The organism is Aliterella sp. E5.1 (assembly GCF_057473825.1).
Map to the genome: position 1 here is coordinate 1 of NZ_JBYCCV010000094.1, position 14,357 is coordinate 14,357.

12 protein-coding genes, 1 tRNA gene and 1 pseudogene are annotated in these 14,357 nt (G+C 43.6%); 6 read left to right on the forward strand and 8 right to left on the reverse strand.

Features of this window, described 5'->3' with window-relative positions; all coding sequences use genetic code 11:
- Positions 1-208 precede the first annotated feature (208 nt).
- Positions 209-349, forward strand: a pseudogene (locus tag AC2VE5_RS20280) (WD40 repeat domain-containing protein); the annotation flags it as partial.
- Between the two features lie 72 nt (positions 350-421).
- Positions 422-1,204, forward strand: a complete 783-nt coding sequence (locus AC2VE5_RS20285) for a WD40 repeat domain-containing protein (protein WP_486889498.1) — start codon at positions 422-424, stop codon at positions 1,202-1,204.
- A gap of 41 nt (positions 1,205-1,245) precedes the next feature.
- Here the strand turns inward: AC2VE5_RS20285 and AC2VE5_RS20290 are convergent, their stop codons facing one another.
- The 3 genes from AC2VE5_RS20290 to AC2VE5_RS20300 form a co-directional block, all read right to left on the reverse strand.
- Positions 1,246-2,103: a PEP-CTERM sorting domain-containing protein gene (locus tag AC2VE5_RS20290; protein WP_486889499.1), complete on the reverse strand. Its 858-nt coding sequence runs from the start codon at positions 2,101-2,103 to the stop codon at positions 1,246-1,248.
- A gap of 82 nt (positions 2,104-2,185) precedes the next feature.
- Positions 2,186-2,371, reverse strand: coding sequence for a hypothetical protein (locus AC2VE5_RS20295; RefSeq protein ID WP_486889500.1), 186 nt, complete (start codon positions 2,369-2,371; stop codon positions 2,186-2,188).
- Positions 2,372-2,624: 253 nt separating this feature from the next.
- Positions 2,625-8,261 (reverse strand): translocation/assembly module TamB domain-containing protein, encoded by a 5,637-nt coding sequence (locus tag AC2VE5_RS20300; RefSeq protein ID WP_486889501.1) that lies wholly within the window; start codon positions 8,259-8,261, stop codon positions 2,625-2,627.
- A 232-nt stretch (positions 8,262-8,493) separates the two neighbouring features.
- Between AC2VE5_RS20300 and AC2VE5_RS20305 the strand changes: the two genes are divergently transcribed.
- The gene (locus tag AC2VE5_RS20305; protein ID WP_486889507.1) at positions 8,494-8,880 is read left to right on the forward strand and encodes a DUF3110 domain-containing protein; all 387 of its coding nucleotides are present in this window, start codon (positions 8,494-8,496) and stop codon (positions 8,878-8,880) included.
- 1 nt (position 8,881) lies between these two features.
- Positions 8,882-9,793 carry an N-acetylmuramic acid 6-phosphate etherase gene (gene murQ, locus AC2VE5_RS20310; RefSeq protein WP_486889502.1) on the forward strand — a complete coding sequence of 304 codons (912 nt, stop codon included), beginning with the start codon at positions 8,882-8,884 and terminating at the stop codon, positions 9,791-9,793.
- Positions 9,794-9,797: 4 nt separating this feature from the next.
- Here murQ and AC2VE5_RS20315 read toward each other — a convergent pair whose 3' ends face one another.
- The 4 genes from AC2VE5_RS20315 to AC2VE5_RS20330 form a co-directional block, all read right to left on the reverse strand.
- A complete protein-coding gene (locus AC2VE5_RS20315; protein ID WP_486889503.1) occupies positions 9,798-10,973 on the reverse strand; it encodes a DNA double-strand break repair nuclease NurA in 1,176 nt (391 codons plus the stop codon).
- A 45-nt stretch (positions 10,974-11,018) separates the two neighbouring features.
- Entirely contained in the window at positions 11,019-11,792 is a 774-nt protein-coding gene (locus AC2VE5_RS20320) for an HAD family hydrolase (RefSeq protein ID WP_486889504.1), read from the reverse strand.
- Between the two features lie 74 nt (positions 11,793-11,866).
- Positions 11,867-11,938, reverse strand: a tRNA-Gln gene (locus AC2VE5_RS20325).
- A 60-nt stretch (positions 11,939-11,998) separates the two neighbouring features.
- Positions 11,999-12,610, reverse strand: a complete 612-nt coding sequence (locus AC2VE5_RS20330) for a DJ-1/PfpI family protein (RefSeq protein ID WP_486889505.1) — start codon at positions 12,608-12,610, stop codon at positions 11,999-12,001.
- 122 nt (positions 12,611-12,732) lie between these two features.
- On the opposite strand from AC2VE5_RS20330, the gene AC2VE5_RS20335 reads away from it, so the two are divergent.
- Entirely contained in the window at positions 12,733-13,554 is an 822-nt protein-coding gene (locus AC2VE5_RS20335) for a prohibitin family protein (RefSeq protein WP_486889508.1), read from the forward strand.
- On the opposite strand, the gene AC2VE5_RS20340 is transcribed toward AC2VE5_RS20335, so the two are convergent.
- The gene (locus tag AC2VE5_RS20340) at positions 13,526-13,654 is read right to left on the reverse strand and encodes a hypothetical protein (protein ID WP_486889506.1); all 129 of its coding nucleotides are present in this window, start codon (positions 13,652-13,654) and stop codon (positions 13,526-13,528) included. The genes AC2VE5_RS20335 and AC2VE5_RS20340 overlap by 29 nt on opposite strands.
- A 289-nt stretch (positions 13,655-13,943) precedes the next feature.
- On the opposite strand from AC2VE5_RS20340, the gene AC2VE5_RS20345 reads away from it, so the two are divergent.
- On the forward strand, positions 13,944-14,249 hold the full coding sequence (locus AC2VE5_RS20345; RefSeq protein ID WP_486889509.1) for a hypothetical protein: 306 nt from the start codon (positions 13,944-13,946) through the stop codon (positions 14,247-14,249).
- Positions 14,250-14,357: the final 108 nt, after the last annotated feature.

Consider the following 14,357-nt stretch of genomic DNA (forward strand, 5'->3'; position numbering starts at 1 on the left):
ATCCCTTGAACAGGTAGAAGATGTACTTTGCCAAGGCTTACTTGAACTTTCTTCTAATAGTGAGCGCCTGCGTTCAATGACTTTCTTCCCTCATCTTCAAATACTACCTCTGACCGCAACTTAGTATGACCATGCAACTAAGTTATGGAATGTCAAAACCGGGGAATGCGATCGCACTATTATTGGACATACTAATGCAGTTTTAGCGATCACCTTAACTAAAGACGGTAATTTATTAGCAAGCGGACATGAAGACCAATGTATTAGGTTATGGAATTTAGCTAAAGGTGAATGTTGCCAAACTATCCAAGGACATACTAACCGAGTTTGGAGCGTAGCTTTTGCGCCCAAAGAGGAAATTTTAGCAACGGGTAGTGGCGATCGCACAATTAAATTATGGAACTATAAAACTGGAGAGTGTTTGCGGACTATACTTGGTCATTCTAGTTGGGTTTGGTCGGTGGTTTTTAGTCCTGATGGCGACCACTTAGCGAGTGCTAGTTACGACCAAACGGTCAAACTTTGGGACGTGAAAACTGGAAAGTGCCTGCAAACTTGGACAGATCATACAGCTTCAGTGACGGCGGTGGCTTTTAGTCCTGATGGCAAACAGTTGGCTAGTAGTAGTTTCGATCAAACTATCAAACTTTGGGAAGTCAGTACGGGAAAATGTATTTTTACGCTCCAAGGGCATACTAATAGCGTGTGGGTTATTTCTTTTAGTCCTGATGGTCAGCAGTTGGCTAGTGGCAGTTTTGACCAAACTATTCGTGTCTGGAATATTACTACTGGAAGATGTACGCATATATTAACGGGACATACCGCGCCCGTTACCTCAGTTTCTTATCAACCTCTAGAAACGACTTTTTCAAGTTTGCCTACCATCGATAATTGGCAATTGGTAAGCGGTAGCTTTGACCAAACTATTCGCCAATGGAATTTATTTAATGGAAAATGCACCCAAATTTTGACCGGACATACAGGAATTGTCTATGCGCTTGTGGTCTTACCGTCGATATCAAAACAGATTGTTTTCAGTAGTAGCTTTGACGAGACAATTAAAGGCTGGAATCTGGAAACAAAAAATTGTTTTTTGTCTATGCGATCGCCTCGTCCCTACGAAGGAATGCAAATTACGGATGTCAAAGGCTTGACCCAGGCACAAAAATCAACTTTAAAAGCTTTAGGTGCAGTGGAAGATTAGTAGATACATTCCGTCAGAACGTACCTACGAAAATGCCTCTATTAAGCTTGATTCTTGCGTTTTAGCCAATTACCAACACCAAATACTCCTAAGCCTAATATTCCTAAAATAGAACTTGGTTCGGGTACTGCTTTAACAACATAGCCGCGCTGCACGCCGTTAAAGTTTCCAATGCCAATAATATCGCCATTATTGTTGATCTCAATTGCTGAGGTAAGTTCCCATCCTAGTCCTGGGTCAACCAAGCTACTAAGGTCAATTAGTTCGCCATCTTCCCATAAAAAAGCGCGTTCTGTTGAATCATCTGCGAGGGTAGATGAACCAACTATCTGTTGAGAGTTATTACTACCTAGCGCATCGCTATAATCCCCGCCCAGCGTCCCCAAGCTAACTCCAGGTTGACTAATTTCTTCCCACAAAGTAGCGGTTTCAAATCCTGAAGAAATAGATGGGTCGAAAACACTAGAGCTACCTACTATAGTACCTGAATCGTTAATATCATTTGCACTAGAACTAAATGGCGGAAAAGAACTGTTAGGGTTGGCTGAAGCTGCGATGAGAGCCCCCTGGTCGCCATTTGTAGAGAAAAAGCCTCTAAGACCAACACCTGTAGATACACCAGTACCTACTACTTGGTCTTGATTGTTGATAGTAATATTAAAAAGCGCTCTAGGAACCAGCACAACAGTTGTTGTCCCATCGGTTTGTTGGACTAACCCAAGGCGACCGTCGTAAACTAGCGCTACTGTACCTGAATCGTTGATGCCTCCAGCAGTGATAGGGGGACAAAAAGTGATGCAGGAGTAATTACGGGGTAAGTCAGAAATCGTTTGACCATCCGAGATGAAGGCTTGATCGAGTATAGTTTCTTGGTATGTCGTAGACTCATTTACAGTCAATCCGCCACCGACGATCGCACCGTTATTGTTGATAGATGTAGCAAAAATATTGCTGTTGTTAGCACCAGGAAGGGTAGTTAGGTCAATAACATTGCCATTTCCACAAATACTTTTGTCCTACTACCTGGGCGCTGTCATTGATATCTGAAGGCAGAAAATCTAAGCCAGTAATTTCATACAAGGAAGCTGCGGTAACGGGGGCAACAATTCCTGTGCTGGCTGCAACAATTGTGGCTGTAAAAATTGATATTTGTTTTACTGAAAACACTATTACTCCTCACACTACAGGTTGATAAAATAATCCCACTGATTTGTTGTTAAATGATTTTTTATTTATTTCAAATTACTTAATAATCAACTCTCCTACTGACTATGAATCCTTAAATTTGTCACTAACTATAACTTGTTCATGCCTATTGTTATGTAAAATTACTGTGAAGACAAGCTTGTTTTCGAGCTAAAAATTTGTTGGGCAAGTATGAAATTATACTATTACTTAATAGTTATGTATAAATTCAAGCTTAGAAGCTATTTTGGTATTCAAATATTGCCAAACTTTCCGCATTTAAATTAGTTGAAGTACGAAGACGGAGGCGATCGCTCAACCGATAACTTAAACCAAATTGCGTAGGCTCATTAGTTGTTAATATTTTCAGCACAGACACTGAAAGATTGCGAGAAAGATCAATATTACCTTCCGCCGCTAACCCTAGAGTTGAGTTGCGCGATTTTTCGGAAGTTGTAACGGTGGGAAACAAACGTAGTTCGTCTAACCCAATAGCATTCCCAACTCGGCTTACCGTTCCTTGAAAATTGCCAAGTAGGGCGGAGCCTGCTAAATTTGCCAAACCCAAGGTACTGTCGCCCCGTCCCAGAGTATCAACAAAGCCACCGCCAATGAGAGCAACAATTTCGTTTTGGCTGCGACTAGGATCGCTGGTTAATTCTAGATTGTCAAAGATTTGACTTGCCGGACCTTCTACCCTAGCTTGAACGCGCACGGTACGCAGAGAGCCAAAATCGGTAGCCAAAGTTTCACTAATTTCCGATGAGATTGGGGAAGTAGGAACCCTGCTAGATTGAGTAACTTCTGGTACTCTCGCCACCAATCGAACATCAAGAGTAGGGTCTAGTCCGCGATCGGGTAAAAAAGTTGCTTTGTTTTCGTAGCCGCGAGCGAGAACAAATTGGGTAGTAAATAAGTTTATACCCCCACTCCGCAAACGAATATTACCTTGGGGGCGGATATCGTCTAAAGAACCGTTGAGAGTAAGAGTACCGCCCGCTTGAAATTGCAAGATTGGTTGGAGAGTAATGGCAATATTATTGCCGAGAGTCAGAAGTAAATTATTAAACTCTGGAGAAGTAGAAGCCGGACTCGGACTAGCTGGACGTAAAGAATTGGCTATTTGCTGGCTAGAAGTTGTTGCCGTTTGGGTTTCACCGAGCAATACTTGACCATCAGCCAATAGCACCTCACCGCCAATTACTGGACGCAAAACTGCGCCAGTTACTGATACATCGCCACTCGCACCACCGCGATACAAGCCTCTGAGATTGAGAGCTAAATTGTCTAAGCTAAAAGTCAACGGGTTAGTTAGATCGGGGTCATTGGGTGGCAAACTGCTAAAAATTGGTAGCACACCTTGCCCTACTATTCGACCTTGAGAAAAATTGCCTTGGATATTTTCAACTTGAAGGCGGTCAAAATCAAAGTTTACACTGCCTGTTACATTAGTCAAGGGTTCGGGCAATGCTTGAGCGGTGATTGTGGCATTATTGACCGTAGCAACACCTGTAGCTACAGGTTGTTTTAGAGTTCCCCGGACTTGGAGTTGAACATTGCCTTGACCGCTTTGCCAAGCTACTTGGTTGGTAAATAGATTGAGTAGTGCTAAACCTTCATCTTGAACGTTGATATCTAGAGTAATGCGATCGCCAAATTCTGGTTTAGCGGTTACAAAAGGCAATGGTACAGGCACGTTACCGCTAATTGTTACTGGCTGGGGACTATCAACTTTGATATTGCTATCGAAGTTTAATCGAGCATTGTTATAACTAAAACTAGCAATCGCGCTATTAATGGCTTTTTGATTAAGAGTGCCGTCCACTAAACTAAGTTCGCCTTCTACTTGAGGATTGGCAAGTTGACCAGTTAAGGTTGCTTGAGCATTTAGTTTGCCAGTTACATCTACAGGTAACCTCACAAAACTATTTAGCGCTTCAATCGGAAAATTGTTGACTTGCAATTGTCCTGATTGCCTTTGACTACCACCAAGTTGACCTGTAAATGCTACTAAAGATTGGTCTGATTGCAGGCGCAAGGGAGCAAAAGTCAAAACACCATCAGCAAAGCTACCTTCTGCTGTTACTTGGTTCGCCGTGTAGTAGTTGCCTAGTTTCCAATCTGTGCCGTCAATGTCAAACTGCACAGCGAGATCGTTTGGTACAGAACCATTAATGGCAATGTCGGCGTTAAAGATGCCTTCTAAGTCTTCAAGCTGGGGTAGAGGTGGAGTGTTGTCACGGCGCTGTTGCTGCTGTAGCTGAAGCAGCATATTAATTTCGGAGTAACGGCGCAATTGAGCAAGTAGAGGCGCACCCGGTAAGCCTACAGGTACAGTATTGAGATTATTTGCTCCCCCTGGGGTCGGCGACACATTACCTTGAGAACCTTGCAAGTTGAGCAATTGGAAAGCAGCGATCGCATCGGCTACTTTGCCTTGACTAACTTTGAGTTGTCCTTTGATTTGAGGAGCGCCGGAACCATTGGGAGTATAGCTTCCGGTTGCCGCGTAGAGACTATTGCCAGTCTTGAATCGCGCATCGGTCAAACTTATAGCACCATTATTGTAAGTAAATTCCCCCGTGAATTCTTCCCCTTGCAGCCGACCTAAAACGGGTTTAGAAATCGCTACATTGCCAGCAACGGCGATTGTTTTTTGATTAATTGTAAAATCCCCAGTTAATAGTCCAGCGACAGGTGTTGAACCCAAAGCTGCACTTGGCAAGCGCAACTTTAGCGCGGATAAAGGGAAGTTTTCGACATTTACTAAGAGATTTTCGCCGCTAGTTCGACCAGTAGCGATCGCGCGATCGCGTTGCACTGAAAAGGTATTAGGGCGATAATTAGTGTCTAAATTTAGAGCAATGCGATCGGTATTGCCTTTAACGTCTAAGTTTACGCCTTCAGTAGCTGTGACTTGCAAGTTGCCTGTCAAAACTCTTTCAAAAGCTAAGTTATTGATTGCCAAGTCGCGCAGACGCAGCGCACCGACTACGTTCGGGGTGGGTAGAGTACCACTAATTCTCCCCGCAAAATCTCCCCGCCCAGCTAAACTTACGGCACTTGGGAGAGTAAAAGGTAAGTCTTGCAGAGCGTAATTTTTTGCCTGGACTTGCAAGTTTAGCGATTCAATGGCAGGAATTTGCGGATTGACAAAAATAACTCCACTAGCAATAGTGTCTGGAGATGTGGCTTGTAAAACAGTAACTTTTCTGCCATCCCACTCAATTGCCGCCGTTAGCGGTTGCGTTACCAAAGACACGCCTTGAGACAACCGTACTCGTCCTTCAGCGCGGACTCCTGCCAAGCTAAAATCTGCTACATTGCCAGCTACCTGCAATTGACCGTTTAAGCTACCGCGTAAATCTGGAGAAAATTGACTTAGTTGGAGTTGGTTGGCATTGACAAGGGCTTGAAAGTTGCCTCGTTCTAAGACAATATTTGTACCTACAAGCCTACCACTAGCAGCGTTTAATTGTCCTCTCCCGGTAGCTGAAATCGCATTTAGCTCAAAGGATTCGGTTGTTCCTGCCGCAATAAATACTCCGCTTACTCTCCCACGAAACTGGGGCGGTACAGTGGTAGGAACTATTTGTTGTAATTGTACGGCTTGAGCTTGAACATTGGCGCGCCAGTTGCCTTTATTTAGTTGCACGTTTGTTGCCGTAACTATCCCCTCCGCAATATTTAATTGTCCGTTGCCTACTGCCGCGATCGCATTGGGTTGAAAAGATGCCGTAGTTCCTGCCGCCTGAAATACTCCTGTCAACTTGCCATTGCGTAACTGTGGTGGCACTTCGACTAGGCTACCTAACTGTACGTTTTGGGGTCTAACTACTGCTTGCCAGTTGCCTTTATTTAGTTGGATATTTGTTGCTGTAACTGTTCCACCGCCAATATTTAATTGTCCTGTCCCGGCAAGGGCGATCGCATTGGGTTGAAAAGATGCCGTAGTTCCCGCCGCCTGAAATACACCCGTCAACTTGCCATTGCGTAACTGTGGCGGCACTTCGACTAGGCTACCTAACTGTACGTTTTGGGGTCTAACTACTGCTTGCCAGTTGCCTTTATTTAGTTGGATATTTGTTGCTGTAACTGTACCGCTACCTATCGCTAATTGCCCCATACCTGTAGCTACAAGCGTTTCTGCTTGAAAAGATTTCGTGGAACCTGAAACATTAAATCGACCGCTCAAAGGCGCTTGCAAGGCTGGCGGCACGGAAGTTATTTGTCCTAGCCTGACTCTATTTGCAACCACTGATGCTCTAAAAACTTCGCCTTTTAATTGTCCTGCCGCTTGGACTGTCCCACCTGCTACCGCAAGTCTGGTATCGCGGAAAGTAAAGGTATCGGCGTTATTAATGACAATTTGCCCGCTACCAGGGTAACTAGCTTGAGGTGCTTGCCAATTGACAATTGTTTGTAAATTATCGATCGCACCGCCAACTAAAGTTTTAGCCGATACTGTGCCAAGCTTAAACTGTGGCGAGACATTGTACAGCCGCGCGATTGCATCTCCAGGAATATTTTGCGCTACGGTATCAAATCCTAGTTGGGGCGTGTCTCCTAGCTTGATAATGCCGTTTCCAGAAATTTGTCCTCCGGCGGTGGGTAAAGCTTGAATATTTCTAAAAGCAATTACCGATTTTGCGGGTGCAAAAGCAAAATCACTGCGGATGTTTTTAAAATTTATTCTGTCAATCCGGGCGGTTTTGATACTAGCAACCGTACCGGATAAAATTGGTGTTTCTAGAGCGCCCACCAACTGCAAGTTGGCGCGGACTGTACCGCTTACAGGTACGGGTAATTGAAGGCGTAAAGTTTTTTGGGCATTAGCTAAAGTTACCGATGGGACGCTGGCGCTGATGTTGTAACCCCTTAAAGTATCTAAAGTTCCGTTGGCTGTAGCACCAATTGAACCGTAGCTAGTAGTAATTTTATCTAGTCCAATTAGCGTTTCTTTAAACCGCAAAGTCCCATTAGCTTTGTTAAAAGCTGCGGGTAGTTGCCTTACTTTGGCTGTGACGGCGTTTAAATTTACTGCCCCAAACAACAACGTTGGCTGCTCTGGCTTGGTTTGAACTCTTAAGTTTCCACTGACTCTACCTGCTTGCAATTCTAGAGGTAATTCAATCAGCCGAGTTACTTCTGATGCTAAAACATCTTGAGCGCGAAGCTGTAGGTTTGTTTCTTCAGTTTTGAGGCGGGTTTCTCCTTGAAGCAACAAGCTACCTTTGGTTGCCAATTGACCGTTTAAATCGTATTTGATTAACTGGTTATTTTCTAAAAGCTGAGCCGCACCATTGCTGATGTTAAATTGTATTTCATTTCTGCCTTTGGTTTGGAGATTGGGCGCTAATACGACATCAGCATTTTGCACCCGAATATTATCTAATTGAGTTTTAAAAGCTCCTTCACCTTCCTGGGTTTTGAGGCTAGTAGCAATCCATTGTCCAGTTCGATCTTGGTCGATATAAATATCAGGATTAATTAAAGTAACATCTAGCTTCAAAGTGCGCGTAAAAGCTAGTTGAAATAGATCGAACTTAACTTCTACCGCTTCCACCGTAGCGCGATCGCGATCGGTAGGTGTAGCAGGGATAGCCGACGAGCCAAAACGCAAGCTAGTCAGGGAAACTCGTTCGACTTGCCCTAACTGAACATCTCTATTTAAAGTTTGAATTAAGTTTTCTTGCACTATCGGCGCTAATCGCTCTTGCACAAACACCCACAACCACCAAGCACCCCCCATAGCTCCAATTAAGAGCGGAATGCCTAGATATATTCCCGTGCGTCTGAGCAAGATAAACCAGAAACGCTGGCGGGAGTTAGATGTAGATTGGCTATCAACTTGCTGGGACAATTTCGTCATTCCACCTCACTAGCTAGCAAGAGCGATTGAACTGTCCATAGATGTTACAACTGCTGTGCTAAGACGGCAAGGGGAACAAGAAGTATTAATTAGCCGATCGCGCCATGCTAGATACTAAGGACGCTAAATTTATTTATAAGTTTCAGAAAATTACGATCTTAAGTTAGCGCTAGTTCTTTATGGTAGACAATGATGAAATCTTAAAATGAGTAATTGAGGAGTGAAATTAAAGATGATCGCACCTATGCGCGTATTTGTTTTATTATTTAATGCTCGTACCGAGAACGAGGGCATCCATACAATTCAAGTCGGCGATCGCAATAAGCTGTTGATGTTTGAATCAGAAGATGATGCTACTCGTTTTGCGCTAATGCTAGAAGCTCAAGACTTTCCCCCAGCGACTGTAGAAGGTATGGACAGCGATGAAGTAGAAGAATTTTGTGAAAGTGCGGGCTATGATTGGGAACTTGTCCCTGATGGCGCTTTAGCTGTACCACCAGAAAGCAATGTGGAAGATACCGACTGGAAAGAAGAAGGCAAGCCGCAGCCAGAAGGCGATGAAGAAATCCCGGATGCGGAATTAGAGCGGATTCGCCGCCAGTTTGAAGGATTACTATAAAATGACTAATCTAGAGCGGGGACACTTACTAACGGAGCAGGTTAATACCAATAGTCAAAATTTAGACAAGCTCAGTTGTCTAGAATTAGTTGAGCTATTTAACCGCGAAGATGAAAATGCGACTTCGGCAGTAGCTTCGGCAAAAATCCCCTTAGCTGAGGCTATTGAACGCACGGCAGAGGCTTTACGGCATGGTGGAAGGTTATTTTATATTGGCGCGGGAACCAGTGGCAGGCTGGGGGTATTAGACGCGGCGGAGTGTCCGCCAACTTTTTGCAGTCCACCGGAATTGGTACAAGGAATTATTGCGGGTGGTGCGGGGGCTTTGCTAAGAAGCTCGGAAGCCTTGGAAGATCGTGCTGAAGATGGTGCAAGTGCGATCGCCCAGCGTCAAATAACTGAGCTAGATGTAGTGGTAGGAATTACCGCCGGAGGCACTACACCCTATGTACACGGGGCTTTGCAAGCGGCACGTCAAAGAGGCGCAACAACTATTTTTATCGCTTGCGTACCTGTGGAACAAGTAAGTAACCCCGCCGATATTGACATTCGCCTCTTGACTGGGGCGGAAATTCTCGCAGGTTCTACGCGGCTCAAAGCTGGTACGGCGACTAAGCTTGCTTTAAATATTTTATCTACCGGGGTAATGGTGCAGCTAGGCAAAGTTTACGGCAACCGGATGATTGATGTGGCGGTAACTAATGTAAAACTACGAGATCGCGCTTTACGAATGTTGCAAGATTTAACGGACTTAAACCCTGAACAAGCGGAGTTATTGCTCGAACAAAGTGGTAAATCGGTCAAACTTGCTCTAGCCATGCACTGGACGGGCTTAGACAAGGAGGAAAGTAATCGTTTATTATCTGCCCATCAAGGTAATTTGAGAGCCGCCGTTGATAGCCATCAGCGTTAATAATTTAGGCAATACTGCCGCGTTTGCGGGCTTCTTTGTAGGAAATCGCTACATTTTGCAATCCGGCTTTAATCATTTGCTGTTCTAGCAGAGCAAAGAAACTTGCGCGATCGCCTCCTCTTACTACTGCCTGATTGTGCGCCTCCGCCAGGGCTACGGGGTATCCGTAGCCTTTTTGAACTTGTGCCAACATCAAGCCCAAAGATTGCTCTAACAGTACCGAATCTTCGGCTACCCAGGCGGGTAATTCAATTCGGGCAATTTCTGTACCGACATGGACGTAGCAAAAGTAAATAACGTGCGTATTGTAAGACTCGGTAATTCGCGCCGAGCTTCGCCAAAAAGCACTGCGTTGCCCTGGTTTTAGGGCAATTGTCCACAATGCCGCATCTTTGAGCGGTTCTAGTACCTGACAGGGCAGTTTTTCTAATTGATTGGGACAATGAGTCTGACAATCCGGGTTTTCATGAATGCAAGCTTGCAAGCGTAAAAAGTTGAGCGCTTCACCGCTTCTTGAGGCGCTAAGATAACCCATAATCGGAATGCCAAATTCTTGCAACCGATCCCAAGCTTCAATAATTGGCGGCAAAATGCGATCGCGCGCTTCGGGGGGCAGTTGTTCTAAAAACCAGTAAATCAGCGAACCATCAACCATTGCCAACGTTGGCACAGACATCGGCGCAATTTTGGCTAATTCTGCCAAAATTACGGTTTCTGAGGCAGTACGCTTGTAACCCATCCATTCCTCCGTCCGAATGCCCCACTGTCTAGAAACATATAAGTCTTCAGGGCGGTAAAATACTTCAGGCAAGCTATCTAACAACGGCTGGCGATTTTGTCCGTAGTGCAGCATTACCCTACCAATATTGAGCAAATAACAGTAGGCAATTTCGTGATGGTTGGGGGCAATTTGCGAACCATCGGTAGCAATAACTGTATGCACTTTCGGCGGTATGGGTAAGTCGATGCAGGTGTTGAGGGGTTCTACGGGAATAGCTGCATTAAATAATATGCGATCGCGCCACTGTTGTTGTTTTTCTACCAAAGCTGCTTGTTGGGCGTAAGCGGCTAGTAGTAATTGCTGGGCTAAATTCATACGCTGGCGACTAGCCGCCGCTTCCAGTGTGAGGTGCTGGCTGATGCCTTGCATAGAATTTGCTAGTTTTGTAAGGTCAAGCATAGGTAGCTAATAGCTAATCAATTTAACGTTAGCAGTTTTCGCAAGCTAGGTTGGGAAGTTTTTTTGCGTAAAGTCCGATAGCGATATTAATTCAATGCCGGAGGTTTGACGGGCTTTTTCTCTTTCCGATGCGATATTGTATCCCCAGTCAGCTAAATATAGCTTCACGGCGGCAAGCTTGGGCTGTTGTTGCACTAATTGCAGAGTTTGGAGTCGATCCTCTACAAACCAGATCTTTACTTGTGTTTCTGCTATCAATTCTTTTAAAATTTGATGCTTGGGACGCTTAGATTCTTTGCCAATAATCCACTTTTCGGGCATTTCTATTCCTTGTTGCTGCAATAACTGGCTAACAAAGCGCCCTTCTTTGGTGGTAACGATTGTTGGCTGCAAGTTGCTATTAAAGAGATTTTGCATTTTCTCAATTACACCGGGGTAAAATCTATGCAGACTCAGCCAGCTTGCAAGATCGGTATTAATCCATTGGTCGCGGATTTGGTCTAGTTTTAAAGCAATATCTATAGCTACTAATTTATCTGCTTGTAAAATAGATTGAGAAATTGCTCCCCATTGGTGCAATATTTCTTGTTCGGAAATTCCACTTATCAAAGCTCTAATTAATATTGGCATTTCCCAACCTGTCTCAATTACAGGACGCAAGCGATAGAAACTAGCAGCTATTTCGTCTGGTGGCGTGGAACTATTAGGCAACCATATTTGACAGTAGGTGCGCCAAGCGGTTTCAAAGTATTCTATCAGCCCATCGCAGAGTACACCGTCAAAGTCAAGGGCTAAAATGCTACAAGTATCTGCCTTCATTGTTTTGGCGTGAAAATACCTTGTTTATCGTTGCACATATTGCCAATCGATAACTTGTATTTAGTTTGATTTAACTGGGGTGCTAGGATTCGAACCTAGGAATGCCGGGACCAAAACCCGGTGCCTTACCACTTGGCGACACCCCATTGATTTCACCTTAGCTATTCTAGCAGGTATTTCTTAAAAATAGTCAAGGATATTGAAAATTAATTTGCTGGACTTGCAAAAGTTACCTTAGAGTCATACTCCATATATTCAGCCGTTTCTCTAGCTACTTCATTTCCTAAAAGTTTAGCAACAACGTAGAGCGACATATCGATTCCAGCAGAGATTTCAGCAGATAAAATTATTTTGCCATTATCTACAAAGCGATCGCCTGCTCTAATTTCTGTGTTGGGAGCAACTTCTTTGAATAAATCGATAGCAAGGTGATGAGTAGTTGCGGCTAAGTTTTCTAGCAACCCAGCTTTAGCTAGTAGCAAAGCGCCCGTACATACAGATAGCAATAATTCTGATTGTAGAGAGTGCTTTACGATCCACTCAATTAAAACTTTGTTGTGCATCTCTTGGCGTGTACCATAACCACCAGGTAAGAGCAAAATATCTGGCTGCGGACAGTCTTTGATAGAGTATTGCGGGTTAACACTTAACTGATTGCGAGCAATTACAGGTTTTGAATATTCGGCAACTGTATAAACATTAAACGGCGCTGAATTATTCCGTTTACCTGTAACCCCAAAAACCTCATAAGGTCCGCAAAAGTCTAATATTTCTACATCATCAAATATCAAAATCGCCACATTTCGGGTTTGGATCATAACTTTGCCAACTCAGTTATTTTTATCGGCTAAAACGTTACTGTTTCCGTAACTGTCACCTATTTCAGTGTTTAGTTAATTATAAAAGTAATATGCTTATCCCATTTTTGGGCATCAAATCTATGACCGTTGATAAGTTTAAATTCAGTTCTTTGCTCGCCGGAGGCTTTGCCTTGTTAGTTATTGCAGTGATTTTTAAACCATTTACAATTGTCAATGCTGGAGAAAGAGGCGTAATTTTAAACTTTGGCAAAGTTCAAGGCAACGTTTTAGACGAAGGTATTCACCCAATTTTACCTATTGTTACTCAGGTAAAACGCCTGAGCGTCCGCGTTCAACAAAATAGCTTTACTGCGGATGCGGCTTCTAAAGATTTACAAAAAGTTTCTACCCAGCTTGCTGTCAATTGGCATATCGACACAACGCAAGTTAATAAGGTTTTTCAGCGAATTGGCGACCAGGAGGCGATCATTAGTATAATTATTACCCCAGCAGTTTCGGAGGTATTGAAAGCCGCTACTGCCAATAAAACCGCCGAAGAAATTATTACTAAGCGCAACGCTCTAAAAGAAGAAATAGATAACAATCTCAAAAATCGTTTAGCCAATTACGGCATACTGATCGATGACGTTTCTTTAGTTGATTTCACTTTTTCGCCAGAATTTAGCAAAGCTATTGAATCAAAACAAATAGCCGAACAAGAAGCAAAACAAGCAGAATTTATTGCGCTTAAAGCCTCCAAAGAAGCCGTAGCCGAAGTAAACCGCGCCAAAGGACAAGCCGAAGCGCAAAGACTGCAACGGCTAACTTTAACAAAAGAATTGCTGCAAAAACAAGCAATTGAAAAATGGGATGGTCGCTTTCCGACCGTAATGGCTGGTAGTGGTGCATTGCCCTTAATTAACCTCGATCCGGCTACTTTGTCTGCGCCACCGTCGAAGTAAGTTGTTGACCTACCAACATCAAACGCATACTCCGTTCGCCAGCATTGATAAGTAAATCAGGGGCATTAGCGCTCGCGCTCTTGAGGGTAGTTTTACTCATTTTTCCTTCCGGCAGAAAGTATCGTAACAACTCTCCTAGTCAAGAGAACTGCTTTTATTACTTAGAAGTTGTCAATGTATTCAATAATCTGAATTTAACCAAAAGCCAATCTTTTTCTAACTTATCAGTTTCAGGCAATTATGTACCAATTACATTCGTCTTTAGGCTTAACGTCGGGTATTTTGGTGTAAGACTGCGTTTACTTAAGTCACGTTCCCAGAGTGTTTACTATTAAACTTTTAATTTTAGGTAATATTATTAACTTGACTTTTGTTTTTAGTTAGTTCAAGTGCGATCGCCAAAAATGAAACTACTAGCAAATTTACTACTCAGTTCAATTTTTGTCGGCATTTGCCCAAATAAAGCTCAACCCTCTCAAATAGCTACCAAAGAAATCGACTTTGCTTTTAGCCAAGTTATAGAGCCAGAACGAGTAACATCTGTTTCCCAGATTACTGACGTACAGCCTACCGATTGGGCGAACCTAGCTCTAGGTTCGCTAGTTGAGCGTTACGGAGTGGTTGGATACCCAGATGGTTTAAGAGCCGTTGGACAATTTCCCGATCCCGATACTTCATACCAAGTTGCGTTCTAACAAAGTAGCTATAGAGGAGGGAAGAAAGTTAGAGAGCGAAGACGGTCTGGGTCAGCACAAAGTTCTAATAGACCTAAGCTAAGTTCATCTTCAACCTTGTCCAAAGAT